Annotated in this window: 15 protein-coding genes; 10 read left to right on the top strand and 5 right to left on the bottom strand. The window is 68.9% G+C overall.

Annotated features, from left to right (window positions below):
* Positions 1–16 precede the first annotated feature (16 nt).
* From eccCa to ACNUDN_RS06220, 6 genes are all read left to right on the top strand, one after another.
* Positions 17–3,520, top strand: coding sequence for a type VII secretion protein EccCa (eccCa, locus tag ACNUDN_RS06195; RefSeq protein WP_419121132.1), 3,504 nt, complete (start codon positions 17–19; stop codon positions 3,518–3,520).
* Positions 3,517–4,701, top strand: a complete 1,185-nt coding sequence (locus ACNUDN_RS06200) for a type VII secretion-associated protein (RefSeq protein ID WP_419121133.1) — start codon at positions 3,517–3,519, stop codon at positions 4,699–4,701. Before eccCa ends, ACNUDN_RS06200 begins: the two co-directional genes overlap by 4 nt.
* 79 nt (positions 4,702–4,780) lie before the next feature.
* Positions 4,781–5,113 carry a WXG100 family type VII secretion target gene (locus ACNUDN_RS06205; RefSeq protein WP_419121134.1) on the top strand — a complete coding sequence of 111 codons (333 nt, stop codon included), beginning with the start codon at positions 4,781–4,783 and terminating at the stop codon, positions 5,111–5,113.
* 12 nt (positions 5,114–5,125) lie between these two features.
* Positions 5,126–5,422 (top strand): WXG100 family type VII secretion target, encoded by a 297-nt coding sequence (locus ACNUDN_RS06210; RefSeq protein ID WP_419121135.1) that lies wholly within the window; start codon positions 5,126–5,128, stop codon positions 5,420–5,422.
* A 253-nt stretch (positions 5,423–5,675) separates the two neighbouring features.
* A complete protein-coding gene (locus tag ACNUDN_RS06215) occupies positions 5,676–6,977 on the top strand; it encodes a helix-turn-helix domain-containing protein (RefSeq protein WP_419121136.1) in 1,302 nt (433 codons plus the stop codon).
* Positions 6,978–7,063: 86 nt separating this feature from the next.
* The gene (locus ACNUDN_RS06220) at positions 7,064–7,990 is read left to right on the top strand and encodes an alpha/beta hydrolase (protein WP_419121137.1); all 927 of its coding nucleotides are present in this window, start codon (positions 7,064–7,066) and stop codon (positions 7,988–7,990) included.
* On the opposite strand, the gene ACNUDN_RS06225 is transcribed toward ACNUDN_RS06220, so the two are convergent.
* A complete protein-coding gene (locus ACNUDN_RS06225; protein ID WP_419121138.1) occupies positions 7,956–8,489 on the bottom strand; it encodes a TetR/AcrR family transcriptional regulator in 534 nt (177 codons plus the stop codon). The two genes, ACNUDN_RS06220 and ACNUDN_RS06225, sit on opposite strands and share 35 nt — an antisense overlap.
* Before the next feature lie 136 nt (positions 8,490–8,625).
* On the opposite strand from ACNUDN_RS06225, the gene adh reads away from it, so the two are divergent.
* Positions 8,626–10,149: an aldehyde dehydrogenase gene (gene adh / locus ACNUDN_RS06230; protein ID WP_419121139.1), complete on the top strand. Its 1,524-nt coding sequence runs from the start codon at positions 8,626–8,628 to the stop codon at positions 10,147–10,149.
* A 102-nt stretch (positions 10,150–10,251) separates the two neighbouring features.
* Positions 10,252–11,769, top strand: coding sequence for a glycerol kinase GlpK (glpK, locus tag ACNUDN_RS06235; protein WP_419121140.1), 1,518 nt, complete (start codon positions 10,252–10,254; stop codon positions 11,767–11,769).
* A 2-nt stretch (positions 11,770–11,771) separates the two neighbouring features.
* Here the strand turns inward: glpK and ACNUDN_RS06240 are convergent, their stop codons facing one another.
* Positions 11,772–12,170 (bottom strand): GlcG/HbpS family heme-binding protein, encoded by a 399-nt coding sequence (locus tag ACNUDN_RS06240; protein WP_419121141.1) that lies wholly within the window; start codon positions 12,168–12,170, stop codon positions 11,772–11,774.
* Between the two features lie 127 nt (positions 12,171–12,297).
* Here ACNUDN_RS06240 and ACNUDN_RS06245 point away from each other — a divergent pair, with 127 nt between their 5' ends.
* Positions 12,298–13,008, top strand: a complete 711-nt coding sequence (locus ACNUDN_RS06245) for an MIP/aquaporin family protein (protein WP_419121142.1) — start codon at positions 12,298–12,300, stop codon at positions 13,006–13,008.
* Here ACNUDN_RS06245 and cobA read toward each other — a convergent pair.
* The 3 genes from cobA to ACNUDN_RS06260 form a co-directional block, all read right to left on the bottom strand.
* On the bottom strand, positions 12,933–14,036 hold the full coding sequence (gene cobA, locus ACNUDN_RS06250; protein ID WP_419121143.1) for a uroporphyrinogen-III C-methyltransferase: 1,104 nt from the start codon (positions 14,034–14,036) through the stop codon (positions 12,933–12,935). The two genes, ACNUDN_RS06245 and cobA, sit on opposite strands and share 76 nt — an antisense overlap.
* Positions 14,036–14,689, bottom strand: coding sequence for a LuxR C-terminal-related transcriptional regulator (locus ACNUDN_RS06255; RefSeq protein WP_419121144.1), 654 nt, complete (start codon positions 14,687–14,689; stop codon positions 14,036–14,038). The genes cobA and ACNUDN_RS06255 overlap by 1 nt, the downstream gene beginning before the upstream one ends.
* A gap of 185 nt (positions 14,690–14,874) precedes the next feature.
* On the bottom strand, positions 14,875–15,588 hold the full coding sequence (locus tag ACNUDN_RS06260) for a (2Fe-2S)-binding protein (protein ID WP_419121145.1): 714 nt from the start codon (positions 15,586–15,588) through the stop codon (positions 14,875–14,877).
* A gap of 64 nt (positions 15,589–15,652) precedes the next feature.
* Here ACNUDN_RS06260 and ACNUDN_RS06265 point away from each other — a divergent pair, with 64 nt between their 5' ends.
* A complete protein-coding gene (locus ACNUDN_RS06265) occupies positions 15,653–16,081 on the top strand; it encodes a diol dehydratase small subunit (RefSeq protein WP_419121146.1) in 429 nt (142 codons plus the stop codon).
* Positions 16,082–16,085: the final 4 nt, after the last annotated feature.

Here is a 16,085-nt window from a genome sequence, read left to right on the forward strand (position 1 = left end):
GTGCGTCTACTCACACATGGACGCCGGGCGCCTCGTGGTGCGGACCCCGCCGGATCCGCCGGCGCAGACGCCGGTGAATCCCTTGGCGCGACTGATGCCGCTGGCGATGCTCGTCGCGATGGTGGGCATGGTGGCGCTCTACCTGAACGCGGCACCCACACCACGCAATCCGATGTTTATGCTCTTTCCGGCCATGATGGTGCTGTCGCTGATCGGCACGCTGGCCTACGGGGGTCGCGGCAACGGCCGTGATGCTGAACTCGACCAGCAGCGCGCCGTCTACCTGCGTTATCTCGACGATCTCGACGAGACCCTGGCGGCTGCCGCCGAGGAGTACCGCAGATCGCTGCGCGACCGGCACCCCGAGCCCGCCGCGTTGTGGACGCTGGTCGGTGGCGAGCGGATGTGGGAACGCACCGAAGACCATCCCGACTTCGGGTCGGTACGCATCGGGATCGGAGATCGGCCCGCCGCCGTCACCGCGGTGGCGCCGGAGTTGAAATCCGATGACGAGACCGATCCCGTGACGGTGGGTGCGCTGCACCGGCTGATCGAGCACCGGGCGGTGGTCGGCGCCGTGCCGGTCGCGGTGCCGGTGGCCTCGGGCGGATCGATCGAGCTGACCGGGCGGTCCTGCGCGATCCGTGCTGTGGCACGGGCTCTGGTGTGTCAGCTGGCGGTGCTGCACCGCCCCCAGCTGGTCTCGATCGCAGCGGTGGGAGACGATCGGGACTGGGACTGGTTGAAATGGCTGCCGCACCACAGCGCCGAGCGGTCCGGTGCGCGGCACGTGCTGATCGTCGACGGCACCGCGGGACCGGGACGGGCCGACGGTGTGACGGCGATCGTGCTGCGGCCCGGGCCGGGAGCCGAGGTGGCGGTGTCGGTCGACGGTGTGACGAGCGCTGCGGTGTGGGATCGACTCTGCCTGGCCGACGCGGTGGCGTGTGCGCGCCGGCTTTCGCGGCACCGCGGGGACATGCCGGTCGAATCGGCAGGCGATGCCCCGTACTGGCCGGCGCTGATGCGTATCGACGATCCCGAGGACTTCGACCCCGTCCAGGTGTGGTCGCGACGCAGCCGTGCCGAACTGCTACGGGTGCCGATCGGGGTGGCGCAGGACGGTTCCGCCGTCGAACTCGACATCAAAGAGGCGGCGGCCTGCGGTCTGGGGCCGCACGGGTTGTGTGTGGGGGCGACCGGCTCCGGCAAATCGGAGTTTCTGCGCACACTGGTGCTGGGGATGATCGCCGCCCATCCGCCGGATGTGCTCAACCTGGTGCTGGTCGATTTCAAGGGCGGGGCCACGTTTCTCGGGCTGGACGGCGTCAACCACGTCTCCGCGGTCATCACCAACCTCGCCGACGAGGCTCCCTTGGTCGCGCGCATGCGGGAAGCGCTGTCCGGGGAGATCAATCGCAGGCAAGAGATGCTGCGGGCGGCCGGCAACCTCACCAACATCGACGAATACGGTCGAGCGCGGGCCCGGGACCGCACCCTCGCCGCGTTGCCTGCGCTGTTGGTCATCGTCGACGAGTTCTCCGAATTGCTCAGTCAGCACCCTGATTTCGCCGACCTGTTCGTCGCCATCGGCCGCCTCGGACGGTCTCTCGGAATGCACCTGCTGCTGGCCAGTCAGCGTCTGGACGAGGGCAGGCTGCGTGGACTGGAAACCCACCTGTCCTACCGCATCTGCCTGAAAACATTCTCCGCGAGCGAGTCCCGGGCCGTACTCGGTGTGCCGGATGCGTTCCACCTACCGGCTCAGCCGGGAGCAGGCTACCTGAGCACCGCCACCGGATCGTTGACCCGGTTCCAGGCTGCGTTCGTCTCCGGAGGCTTCCCCGTTCGTCGACCGCAGCACGACCCGCAGCCGGGGGTGCGACGGTTCGACCTGCGCCACGAGGTCGCACCCCGCGACCTGGTGCCGCCGACCGCTTCGCGTCCGCTGCTCGACACGGTGCTGGGACGGCTCGCCGGTCATGGCACGCCGGCCCATCGCGTCTGGTTGCCGCCGCTGAACCGGTCACCGCGCCTGGGAGACGTGCTGCCGACTGTCGCTCCCCAGCGGCTACGGGTGCCGATCGGCGTGATCGACTGTCCGTTTCAGCAGCGGAGGGAACCATTGGTCGTCGACCTGTCCGGCGCGGCAGGAAATGTCGCGGTGGTGGGCGGGCCCCGCTCGGGTAAGAGCTCGGCGCTGCGGACGATCGTCGCCGCCCTGGCTGCCACCCACGATGCTACGGCGGTGCAGTTCTACGGCCTGGACTTCGGCGGTGGCGGGCTGACGGCGATGCGGGAGTTGCCCCACGTGGGGGCGGTGGCCGGACGCCGGGAAGCCGACCTGTGCCGCCGCATCGTCGCGCAACTGGAAGCGGTGCTGAACGGCCGGGAGGCCACACCAGGCGATGGCGACCCCTACGCCGACATCGTCCTCGTCGTCGACGGGTGGGCCACGCTGCGGCAGGAGTTCGAGGGACTGGAAACCGCGATCACCGCGCTCGCCGCCCGCGGGCTGTCCTACGGCGTTCACGTGATGATCGCCGCGTCGCGCTGGGCCGACCTGCGGCCGGCGCTCAAGGACCAGCTGGGCACCCGAATCGAGCTGCGGCTCGGCGATCCGGCCGATTCGGAGATGGACCGCAGACGCGCACGAGAACTCGCCGACCGTCCACCGGGGCGCGGTCTGACCCGCGACGGCCGCGAGATGGTGATCGCGCTGCCGGAGCCCGACGGCGTGCCGATCCTGCGCGGGGGTGTCGCCCCACCGGTGGAGCTGCTGCCGGGACGGATCGACCGCGCCGACATCGAGGTTGTCGAGCTTCGCCGCGGTGAAGTGGTGCTCGGCCTCGGGGAGCGCGACCTCGCCCCGCGCACACTGGATTTCGCCGAGCATCCGCATCTCCTGCTGCTCGGCGACGGCGAATGCGGCAAGACGGCGACACTGCGCCTACTGTGCACCGAACTCGCCACAGCCACCGGTGAGGTCGAACTGGAGATCATCGATTTCCGGCGCACCCTGCTCGGTGTGGTCGAGGGGGGTCCGCTCACCGGATACGCGGCGTCCGGCATCGCGGCCACGTCGCGGCTGGCCGCACTGACAGCACGCCTCAACGCCAGGATGCCCGACGAGTTCGTCAGCCAGCGGCAGCTTCGGGACCGGTCGTGGTGGAGCGGCCCCGACATCTACGTCGTGGTCGACGACTACGACCTGGTCGCGGGGGCGACCGGAAATCCGCTCACCCCGTTGGCGGACTTTCTGCCGCACGCCAAAGATCTGGGCCTGCACCTGATCGTGGCCCGACGATCCGGCGGTGCGGCGCGGGCGATGTTCGACCCGGTCCTTGCGCGTATGCGTGACATGGGCTGTGCCGGGCTGATGATGAGCGCCGCACCGGACGAGGGTGTGCTGCTCGGCTCGGCCCGGCCGGTGCCGCTGCCGCCGGGGCGGGCCAACCTCGTCGTCCGGGGCCGGCCGGAGGAGTCGGTCCAGCTCGCCTGGGTGGCGGAGCCGGTGTGACCCCGGTCGTCGTCGAGGTCGGCCCCGCCACGGTGTGCGGCCCGCGGCGCGCGCCGGCCGAGTGGACGTCGGCGGCGCTGGACTGCATCGACGACATCGTCGCGCTGGTCGACGATGAGCCGGTTCGGGTTTCTGCGCTGTGGCGCGACCTGCTCGGCGCCGTGATCGGTGAACCGGCCAGGCCGCTGGTGCTGGTCGTGCCGACCTGGTGGTCGTCGGGCCGCATCGACGTGGTCGCCGGCGCCGCGCACGCTCTGAGTACCCCCGCAACTGACGTCACCCCCGCCGCCGATGGCGCTGACGTCACCGATGTCGTGGTGTTGCGACGGGGTACGTTGCTCGGCGGTGTCGGCGAGGTGCTGGTCGAAGCCTGTGCCGAGCATCTCGTGGTGCTGTCGCCGGCGGCCGGGTGCTCGGTGCTGGCCCGCGACGGCGGCGCGCTCTCTGCGCACCTGGCGTCGGCGACCTCGGTGCTGATCGACGTTCCCACCGGGGTGCAGTTGCCCGCCGCGGTCATCGCCGCGCTGCGGCGGCTCCCGGTCCCGGTCACCTACAGCGACCCGACCCGACTCCGCGACGCGGCGCTCGGGGCGCTGCCGGCGCCGGTGCGCGTCGACGCGCCTGCCCGCCCGGTTCGCCGGGTTGCGGTGCTGCTCGCCGGTGCGGTGCTGACCGCGGCCGCGGGCGGATGGACGGCCCAGTCGCCTTGGGCCCAGTCCCTTTCCGTGCCGACGCCGGACGACATCATCGGCCTGGATTCGAGATTGCTGGTGGAGGGCCGGGTCAGCGTCACGGTGCCCGCCGGGTGGCTGCAGGAGCGCATCACCACCGGGGCCGGATCGGCGCGGGTGCGGGTCGCGGCGCCCGGCGGGTTGCCCGCCCTGCACATCACCCAGTCCGAAGGCGCACCGGCCGGCATCGCCGAGATCGCCGAATCTCTCAGGCAGGCAATCCGATCCGAACCGGGTGGGGTCTTCACGGACCTCGATCCTTCCGGTGAACTCGGCGGTAGGGCTGTGGTGAGTTACCTGGAGCGGCGTGCGGACAGCGAAACCCGGTGGAGCGTGCTCAGCGACGGCACCGTGCGCATCGCGGTCGGCTGTCAGGCCGCGCCGGGGGAGCACGCCACCGTCGCCGAGGTGTGCAGCCGGGCGGTGAACTCGGCCCGGGCGTCGAACTGAAAGCCCAATCGGGGGAACCGAACTGCGCGCTGGTGCGTCCAATCTGTAGATCGCTTGAAAGGCCACGAAAGGAATTCAGATGTCGACATCGTCAGCACCCTCGGGTCCGACTCTGACCACCGACTTCGACCTCATGGTGTCGGTGGCAGGGAAGACCGACGCCCGTAACGAGGAGATCCGCGCCATGCTGCAGTCGTTCATCGGGGCGATGAGCAACGTGCCGCCGTCGGTGTGGGGCGGCGCGGCGGCGGCACGATTCCGCGATGTGGTCGAGCGGTGGAACGCCGAGTCGCTGAAGCTGCATGCCGCGCTGCAGCGTATCGCCGAGACGATTCGCGACAACGAACGCGTCCTGCGCGAGGTTGCCGACGGGCATTCGCAGCGGATCGCCGCGGTTGCCGGGAATCTGTAGGGATCGCCCCCGATGAGCCACACACTGTCCTACAACTTCGGCGAGATCGAGTTCACCGTCCGTCAGGAGATCCACCGCACCTCGGCGCGGTTCAACGGTGCCCTCGACGATCTGCGGGCACAGATCGCACCGCTGCAGGCGACCTGGACCCGCGAGTCGGCCCAGGCGTACCGCATCGAGCAGGCGCGCTGGGAGCAGGCCGCCACCGCGCTCAACGAGATCCTGGTCAGTTTGGGCAACGCCGTGCGCGACGGCGCGGACGACGTCGCGGCCACCGACCTCAAAGCGGCCACCGCCTGGGGCGCCTGACGCCCGCACCAGACCTGTGCGGCCCCCGAGAGGAGGGGAGCCGATCGGGGGCCGCACAGTACGCTCACACGGCGCGCTCTCGCGAGCGCGACTCTCGGCAAGCGCGACTGCCACCACGCGCGCTGAGATAGGCTGGGAGCAGGTGTGATGGCCGACACAAATGGCAGACACCAAATGGCCGACACCAGATGGCAGACGCCAAATGGCAGACACCAGATGGCAGACACACAGGGCGGACACAAAGGAACGCCGCATGGCAGCTTCGGAGACATCGACCGGACGGGCATCGGCCCTGCCGGCATCCTCGCGGCTGCGTGCTGTCCACGAATTGTTCGTCGCAGGTGAGGTCGATGCGACCTATCTGAACTCCAACGCGGTCCGCCCGGTCGTCGCGCAGAGCTGGCAGCGCAGCCTCGCCGGCGGTGTGGACCCCGACCTCGACGGTGCGCGGGCCGCGGTGGCCGCGATCGAGAGACTGCGTGAGACCCATCCGCTCGCACCGGCGCTGCCGGTGATCCGGCGGCTGCTGGTCGACGATGCGCTCGATTCCGGCGTCGTCGTCGCGGTCAGCGCGGCCGACGGCACGCTGCTGTGGGTCGAGGGTGACCCGAAGGCCTGCCGAAAGGCCGAGGCGATGAATTTCGTGCCGGGCGCCGACTGGAGCGAGCGCAGTGCGGGCACCAACGCCCCCGGCACAGCGCTCGCCCTGGACCGCGAACTGCAGATTCGCGGATCCGAGCACTTCTCCCGCGTGGTCCAACCCTGGAGTTGCACCGCGGCACCCGTCCACGACCCCACCACCGGAGCGCTGCTGGGCGCCATCGACCTGACCGGAGGTGCGCAGGTTGCGTCCGCGCAAACCCTGGCGTTGGTGCGTGCGACCGCCGTGGCCGTCGAGAACCACCTCGCCCTGTTACGGCTGGCCGGGGTCGCGGTGGAACCGGCGGCGCGCCGGCCGCACCTGGTGGTGCTCGGCGGTGACCGGCCCCGGTGGGTGACCACCGACCGCTACGGCCATCTGCAGGCCACCTATCTGACCGGCCGGCATGCCGACATCCTGGTGCTGCTCAGCCGCCACCCCGAGGGTGTGTCCGCCGACCACCTCGCAGTGCTGCTCGACGACAAAGACCTCGATGTCGTCACGGTGCGCGCCGAGATGTCGCGACTGCGCAAGGTCATCGGCGCCGAGAACCTCGGATCCCGGCCGTACCGGCTCCTGACCGGGATCACCAGCGACATCGGCGAGGTCTTCGAGGCCCTCGACGCCGGCGACGTCGAAGCCGCCCTCACCCGCTACCCGGGGCCGCTGCTCACCCAGTCGGTGTCGCCGGCGATCGCGCGGCTGCGCACGCAGCTGTCGGCGACCCTGCGCGACGCCGTGCTCGCCGAGAGCAGACAGGGACGCGCGGATCTGCTGAGGCGCTGGCTGGAGCTGCCGGAGGGCCGCGACGACCGGGACGGATGGCAGGCATTACGGGACTGCGCCGGGTTGACCGCGGTGGCGCGGGCCCGGGCCCGGGGACATCTGGCCGGCCTGGACTACGAACTGGGCTGAAAACCTGAGCAGCACGCGGAAACGGCTGCTCACCCGGCCGCGGAACGCGAGTTGTCGACGCCGGCAGAACCATCCGATGATCAGGTATGGACTACCAGCGCTACGCCGAGTTCCTGCCCGAGGCCTACCGGCGCGGTCTGACCCCGCCGGTGAGCACCTGGTGGCAGTGGCGGGGCCGCTCCGTGCACATCGCGCGCACCGCCGCGGGCGCGGACGCCCCGGTGCGGATGCTCGTCGTCCACGGCGGCGGCGGGTACAGCGGCGCGCTCTGGCCGGTCGCGGCGGCCGTGGCCGGAGGCGGCGTCGACCTGCTCGCCCCTGACCTGCCGCTCTACGGCGACACTGTCGAGCCGCACCCGTCGCGGGTGCGCTACGAGGACTGGGTCGACCTGCTGTGCGACCTGGTGGTCGCCGAACACGCCGCCGACGCACGCCCGTTGGTGCTGTTCGGCGCCAGCATGGGCGGCATGCTGGCCTATGAGGCCGCCGCCCGCACCGGCCGCGTCGCCGCCGTGGTGGCAACCTGCCTGCTCGACATGTCCGACCCGGCCGCGCGGTCGGCAGCCGCCCGGTTCGCGTGGTTGGGGCGGCCCGCGCCGGTGATGCTGCGCGCACTCGACCCGGTGCTGGGCCGGGTCCGGGTACCGATGCGCTGGCTGGCCGACATGGCCGGCATGAGTCGGGACCACCGGCTGTCGCTGCTGTGCGCCACCGACCCGCGGGGCGGCGGAGGCTCTGCCCCGCTCGGCTTCCTGGCCGGCTGGATGAACTACGTGCACACCGCACCCGAGTCCTACCGCGGTGCGCCCGTCACCCTCGTCGCACCCGCCGCCGACGACTGGACCCCGCCGGAGCTGAGTATCCGCTTCCTGCAGCGCATCTCAGGGCCAACCGAGCTCGTCATGCTGGACAACTGCGGGCACTTCCCGATCGAGGAGCCCGGCTTGAGTCAGCTTCGTGACACCATACGGACCGTGCTCACCCAGGTGGCGGAGCAAGCCGGTCCACAGTGACCATCAGCGCGTCGATGTCGAACTCCAGCACGCGGTGCAGGTGGGCATCGATGGTGTGCACCAGCGTCCGCGCCGTCAGTTCCGTGTCGTCTCCGCCGCGGTCGCAGCGTTTCAGGTGGAACGACACCTCGTCGCAGATCCGCTCCTCGAAGTCGTGCATCGCGCCGAGCTGCTCGATGGTGGGCGCCATCATCCGATGCAGCAGCGAATGCAGCCGCGGCTGATCCGCATGCAACCCCACCAACGCTGTGAGCAACGTGCGCATGGTCGCGTCGAACGGGGGAGTCTCGGCGCGCAAATCGGCGAACACTTCGCACAACCGCTCGTCGGCCTCGCGGACGTGTCGCTCGGCCACCGCGCGCAGCAGTGCGAGTTTGTCGGGGTAGTACTGGTAGAGGGTGCCGATCGACAGCCCGGCGCGCTCGGCGATCCGATTTGTCGTGGTGGCGACGCCCTCGCGGGCGAACACTTGGGCGGCGGCCTCCACCAGCGTGTTCACCGTGTCACGGGAGCGCTGCTGGCGGGGGGTGCGGCGCGGTCGGTCGATGCGATCAAGTCTGCCCGGCCGTGCAACCGTGGTGCAACGGTTGCGGGCGTAGGTTCAGTGACGCACACCACACGAGCAGGAGATTCACATGACTGTGTACGCCCGCCCCGGGGCTGACGGCTCCCTGATGTCGTTCAAGTCCCGCTACGACAACTTCATCGGCGGCCAGTGGGTGGCGCCGAACGCTGGACGCTACTTCGAGAACCCGACGCCGGTCACCGGCCAGCCGTTCACCGAGGTGGCCCGCTCCGACGAGTCCGACATCGAGAAGGCCCTCGACGCTGCGCACGCCGCCGCGCCGGCCTGGGGTAAGACCTCGGCCGCCGAGCGCGCCGTGATCCTGAACAAGATCGCCGACCGCATCGAGGAGAACCTGGAATCGATCGCGCTCGCCGAGTCCTGGGACAACGGCAAGCCGATCCGCGAAACGCTCAACGCCGACATCCCGCTGGCCGTCGATCACTTCCGATACTTCGCCGGTGCGATCCGGTCGCAAGAGGGGTCGCTGTCGGAGATCGACGACGACACGGTGGCCTATCACTTCCACGAGCCGCTGGGTGTGGTCGGACAGATCATCCCGTGGAACTTCCCGATCTTGATGGCCGTCTGGAAGCTCGCCCCGGCGCTGGCCGCGGGTAACGCCGTGGTCCTCAAGCCGGCCGAGCAGACCCCGGCCTCGATCCTGTACCTGATGGAGGTCATCGAGGATCTGCTGCCCGCCGGTGTGGTCAACGTGGTCAACGGCTTCGGCGTGGAGGCCGGTAAGCCGCTGGCCTCGAGTAACCGCATCGCCAAGATCGCGTTCACCGGTGAGACCACCACCGGCCGGCTGATCATGCAGTACGCCTCGCAGAATCTGATCCCGGTGACCCTCGAGCTGGGCGGCAAGAGTCCGAACATCTTCTTCAACGACGTGCTGGCCGCCACCGACAGCTACCAGGACAAGGCGCTGGAGGGCTTCACCATGTTCGCCCTCAACCAGGGCGAGGTGTGCACCTGCCCGTCGCGGTCGTTGATCCAGGCCGACATCTATGACGAGTTCCTGGCGCTGGCCGCGATCCGCACCAAGGCCGTCCGTCAGGGCGATCCGCTCGACACCGAGACGATGATCGGTGCGCAGGCCTCCAACGATCAGCTGGAGAAGATCCTGTCCTACATCGAGATCGGCAAGAGCGAGGGCGCCCAGCTCGTCACCGGCGGTGAGCGCGCTCAGCTCGGTGGCGATCTCAACGGCGGCTACTACGTCGCGCCGACCATCTTCACCGGCCACAACAAGATGCGGGTGTTCCAGGAGGAGATCTTCGGCCCGGTGGTCGCGGTGACCTCGTTCAAGGATTACGACGAGGCGATCAGCATCGCCAACGACACCCTCTACGGTCTGGGCGCCGGTGTGTGGAGCCGTAACGGCAACACCGCCTACCGCGCCGGTCGCGACATCAAGGCCGGCCGGGTGTGGACCAACTGCTATCACCAGTACCCGGCGCACGCCGCGTTCGGCGGCTACAAGCAGTCCGGCATCGGCCGGGAGAACCACAAGATGATGCTCGACCACTACCAGCAGACCAAGAACCTGTTGGTGAGCTACAGCGATCAGGCCCTCGGTTTCTTCTGAGCCCCCAGGTTTTCTGATCTGACGCAATAGGCGCAAACTCGCACGGAACCAGGTGTTCCGTGCGAGTTCGTGTCTTCGGTGACCAGCGAGGAGTAAGCACACGTGGGCGATTTCGTGGCAGCCATCGATCAGGGGACGACGAGCACCAGGGCGATGGTCTTCGACCACTCCGGCCGTGAAGTGGCGCGGCATCAGCTCGAGCATGAGCAGATCCTGCCGAAAGCCGGCTGGGTGGAACACAATCCGGTGGAGATCTGGGAGCGCACCGGTTCGGTGCTGCAGACCGCGCTGAACAAGGGCAGGCTGTCGGCCTCCGACATCGTGGCGCTCGGCATCACCAACCAGCGCGAGACCGCGTTGGTGTGGGACCGCCACACCGGGCGCCCCTTCTACAATGCGATCGTCTGGCAGGACACCCGGACCGACCGGATCTGCTCGGCGCTCGATCGTGACGGTCGCGGCGACGTCATCCGGCAGAAGGCCGGTCTGCCTCCGGCGACGTACTTCTCGGCGGGGAAGGTGCAGTGGATCCTGGAGAACGTGGACGGGGTGCGCGAGGCCGCCGAAGCCGGTGACGCGCTCTTCGGCACGTGCGACTCCTGGGTGCTGTGGAATCTGACCGGAGGTCCGCGCGGAGGTGTGCACATCACCGACGTGACCAACGCCAGTCGCACGATGCTGATGGACCTCGAGACGCTCGACTGGGACGACGAACTGTTGGGCTTCTTCGGAATTCCGCGTCAGATGCTGCCGACGATCGCCTCCTCGTCGGAGCCCGTGGCGTACGGCACCACGCGCTCGGGCGGGCCGCTGGGCGTCGAGATCCCGGTGACGGGCATTCTCGGCGACCAGCAGGCCGCGATGGTGGGCCAGGTGTGCCTGTCTGCCGGTGAGGCCAAAAACACCTACGGCACCGGAAACTTCCTGCTGCTCAACACCGGTGAGAAGATCGTGCGCTCGGAGCACGGCTTGTTGACGACGGTCTGCTACCGATTCGGTGACGCGAAACCGGTCTACGCGCTGGAAGGCTCGATCGCGGTGACCGGCTCGGCGGTGCAGTGGCTGCGCGACCAGCTCGGCATCATCAGCGGTGCCGCACAGAGCGAGGCGCTCGCACGCCAGGTCACCGACAACGGCGGCGTCTACTTCGTGCCGGCGTTCTCGGGGCTGTTCGCGCCGTACTGGCGTTCCGACGCCCGCGGCGCGATCGTCGGGCTGTCCCGGTACAACACCAACGCTCATCTGGCGCGCGCCACACTGGAGTCGATCTGCTACCAGACCCGTGATGTCGTCGACGCGATGGAAGCCGACAGCGGTGTGCACCTGGAGGTCCTGAAGGTCGACGGCGGGATCACCGTCAACGAGCTGTGCATGCAGATCCAGTCCGACGTCATCGGGGTCGACGTCGTCAAACCTGTTGTGGCCGAGACGACTGCGCTGGGTGCAGCCTACGCCGCGGGGCTTGCGGTCGGGTTCTGGAAGGACGGCGACGAGCTGCGGGCCAACTGGCAGGAGGACAAGCGGTGGTCGCCCGCATGGAGCGAGGAGCAGCGCGCCGAGGGATACGCCGGGTGGCAGAAGGCCGTCCAGCGCACCCTGGACTGGGTTGACGTCGACTGACCTCAGAGGGCGGCGACGCCGGCCTCGGCAACAGCCACGTCCTGTGCGACACTTCCCGCACTGACCCCGATCGCGCCGACCACGGTGCCGTCGACCTCCAGCGGGATGCCGCCGCCGAAGATCACCAGACCACCCGAAAGCTGTTCGAGGCCATAGAGTTCTGCGCCCGGCTGCACGAGATCCGACAGCGCCGCCGTCGGTGCGTTCATCAGGATCGATGTGCGTGCCTTGCGGGTCGAGATGTCGATGCTGGCCTTGATGGCGCCGTCCATCCGCGCGAACGCAACGAGGTGACCGCCGTCGTCGACGACCGCGATGTTCATCGGCTGGCCGATCTCGTGGGCTTTCCTGATCGCAGCGTCGAGGATGGTCTGGGCCTTGGTCAACGGCAAAGAGGTCATCTGCCAATGCTATTCCGCGGGTGACATCGGCCACAACCTAACCGAAAGCACAGGTGCGAGGACAGATCCAGGTTGGGAGATCGTATCGCACAGTCTTTTCGCTGTTTTCGGTGCTGACACTGAAGGTGTGGACTACACCGACATCTTCGTATGGGAGTTTCTTGGTACCGCGCTGCTGGTCCTGATCGGCAGCGGATCGATAGCAGCCGTCGTGCTGCCGAATTCGTTTTCTCACGGCGGTGGTGGCGATTGGCTGGTGATCGTGCTGGGCTGGGGCTTCGGCGTGTTCACCGGTGCCAGTGTCGCCAGTCCCTCTGGCGGGCACATCAATCCGGCGGTCACGCTGGCTGTCGCGATCAGCGACGGGGTGCCGTGGGGCAGTGTCCCGTTCTACTGGTCCGGACAGTTGCTCGGCGCGATCGTGGGAGCGACGTTGGCATGGATGGCCCTCAAGCTGCAGTTCGACCACAACGACGACAACTCCGGCACCCGGGGGATTTTCTGTACCGCGCCGGCCATCAAGGGCACCGTCTGGAACCTCACCACCGAGGTGATCGCCACATTTGTGCTGATCCTCTGGGTGCTCACCAACCCTGAGGTGAACGACGCGCTCGGCTATGCGGGTGTCACGTTCGTGGTCATGGCCATCGGCTTCGGGCTGGGCGGGCCCACCGGTTACGCGATCAACCCGGCCCGAGATCTGGGCCCGCGAATCGCCTATGCGCTCCTGCCGATCAAAGGCAAAGGCGATGTGATGTGGTCTTACTCGTGGGTGCCCGTGGTCGGACCCATGGTGGGTGCGGCGCTGGCGGCGGTGCTGGCCGGGGCGTTGACCTGACCCGGTGCGAAGCCGGCCACCGGACCGATGACGGTCGTCGCCGGCGGGCGGATCTCGGCGTTGACGGCTGCGGCGGCGATGGTGCCGACGGTGCCCCTGACCTCGCGTTGCGACGACAGACAACCATCGGCGATCACCGCGGCCGGAGTGTCGGCGGCCATGCCGCCGGCGATGAGCGCGGCCGTGATCGCCTCCAGATTGGCCACGGCCATCATCAATACCAGGGTGGTGTTGGTCCGGGCGAGAGCTGCGTAGTCGATCGTCGATTCAGGGTGGCCGGGCGGCACATGGCCGGTGACCACCGTGAAGCCCTGGGTCAGCCCGCGGTGGGTGACCGGGATCCCGGCGGCGGCCGGGGCCGCGATCGACGAACTCACCCCCGGGATCACCTGCACCGGAATCCCGGCACGCACGCAATGGTCGAGTTCCTCACCGCCCCTTCCGAAGACGAAGCCGTCACCGCCTTTGAACCGGACGACGGTGTTGCCGGCGGCGGCGCGTTCGACGAGCAGATCGTTGATCACGTGCTGTTCGGTGCGGGGGCCACCGGGGATCTTCGACACATCGATCACGGTGGCGTGCGGGGCGACGGCGGCGAGCATCCCGACCGGGGCCAATCGGTCGGTGACGATGACCTGTGCGGCCGCGAGTGCGTCGCGGCCGGCGACGGTCAGCAGACCAGGGTCACCGGGTCCGCCGCCGACGAGGATCACCCGACCGGTGTGGGATGCCGCGACGGTTTCGGGTTCGCCGGGCTCGATGACACAGACCCGGTGCCTGCATTGCGCGAGTTTGCGGATGAGGCGGTTCTGTACCGGATCTCCGGTGTAGGCGAACACCATGGTGACCAAGTCGATGTCGCGCGCGGTGAGGTCGCGCCGGCGCAGGGTGAGCAGCCCGCGGGTGGCCGCGTCGTCGAAGTAGGGGACCGGCGCTGGACTTGCGACCGTCACGGCGAGGCCTGCATCGAGCAGCGAGGCCGTCATCTCGACGGCTCTCGGCGAGGAGCCCGCGACGGCCACGCCCATCACGGGGTGTTACTCCAGTTGCCGCGCAGTGCGGTCGCCACCAGTGCGGCGCGTTTGTGTACACCGAATTTGCCCATGATGTTGTGCAGGTGGAATTTGACGGTCGCCTCGCTGATGAACAGGGTGCGCGCGATCGCGCGGTTGTCCTGCCCGGCGGCGACCAGGCGCAACACCTCGTGTTCACGGCGGGTCAGCGCCGGCAGCACGGCGGCGTCCGGCGCGACGTCGGCGGTTCGCAGGCGGGCGATCACCGCGTTGGTGCTCGCCGAGTCGAGCGCCGAATGTCCGTTGACGACCCGCATCATCGTGGCGAGCAGTTCGCCCGACGGCGATCGACGGTCGATGAGCCCGTCGGCGCCGGCGCGGATCAGCGCAACGAGATCAGTGCGCGCATCCTGGGTGTCGACGACGACGATGACGCGCGGGCGCGGATCCAGTGCGGCCAGAAGCTCCGGCAGGTGCAGACGGTCGCCCGCGCCGAGCACCAGCAGTTCGGGGCGCAGTTCGCGCAGCCGGGCCGGCGCGTCGGGGCCGGGCCGCATGTCGGCGACCAACTGCACGGCGTCGGTGCGCGTCATCATGTGCACGACTCCGTGATGCAGCAGCTCGTCGTCCATCACCACCGCGATGCGCTTTCGCCGGACAGGGTTCAAACCTCCTCTGGCAGAAGCGATTTTCGGGCTGACGCGAGATCGCAGGTGGCGATCGAGCTCTGACTGCGCTGCATATCCCGAAGGGGACAGGCTCATCGGTGACTCCGTCGGTCGGTCGGCGGGCGAATGTTAGCCAGGCTCGCGTTGCATCGACGTTGCAATGCGATCGATCTCACCCAGGATGCTCAGTGTGAGTCGGTCGGGTCTGCCAGCACACAGTCCCCGCAGAGTCCGCCGCCCGGGGCGAGGTAGAACAGGCAGCAGCTTCGCCTGCGGAAGGTGGATCCGGTCATCGACGCGCTGCCGTGCAGGCGTGGCCGCTGCATCAGGGATCCGACCAGCTCGCGTCCGGCGGGCACCAGGGTGGCATCGCGCAGGCCCATCACCGTGACGGCGCCGTTGGCCGCCGACATCACGTTGCCCCACATGACTTTCGGCGACAAACCGGCCGCCGAGTCGAGGCGGTCGGCCAGCGGCTGCAGGACCGCCGCCAGCAGTGTCCGATCGACGGACTCTGCGGCGGTGGCGGGGTTCTGCGTGTCGACCCACGGCAAGGGACCGGCCGCGAACTGCACCGCATGGCCGGCCCGCCGCCACCTCAGCACATCGGGGGTCAGCACCGGCACCCCCGACCGCGTCGCGAAGCCACCCATGACCGGAGAGACGAGCCGCGACGCGACCGACAAGTGCAGGGACGACGCAGCCACTCGGGCCGGAACGTCCGTCGGTTCGGCTGCCGCGTAGCGCGCCATCGCCGCCCGGGTCGCCCCGACGAGGTCGGTCAGCACGGCGTCGTCGTACAGCTCGTCCATCGGGCGCCATCCGTCGCCGGCGGCACCGGCCAGGGCGAAGTACTCGCCGAGGCGCGCCACGCGTTGCGGAAACGGCCTGCCTTCCATGGGTCGATCACGGTAGACGAAAACTGCAACGTCGGTGCAACGTGACCCGAGCCACACTGGGCCCATGTCAGAACCGAACCTCGATCCTGCGGTGGACTACCCGTTGAGTGTGAACCGCAGCGATCTGCTGCGCACGCCGACCGGTAAGCCGATCGACGCCATCACGATGTCGGCCGTCGTGGCCGGTGACATCAAGGCCGCCGACCTGCGGATCAGCCCGGACACCCTGCGACTGCAGGCCCAGATCTCGGAGAAGTCGGGCCGGGCTCAGCTCGGTGCGAACCTGCGCCGCGCTGCGGAGATGACCGCGATCTCTGACGAGCGGGTCCTGGAGATCTACAACGCGCTGCGACCGAACGCGTCCTCGAAGGAAGAGCTCGAGGCGATCGCCGAGGAGCTGTCGTCGCAGTACCAGGCCGAGATGCTGGCCGAGCTGGTGCGTGAGGCGGCCGACGTCTACGAGCGCCGCGACATCCTGGCCGCAAGCGAATAGGAGA

This window comes from Mycobacterium sp. smrl_JER01, assembly GCF_048513595.2.
Lineage (GTDB): Bacteria > Actinomycetota > Actinomycetes > Mycobacteriales > Mycobacteriaceae > Mycobacterium.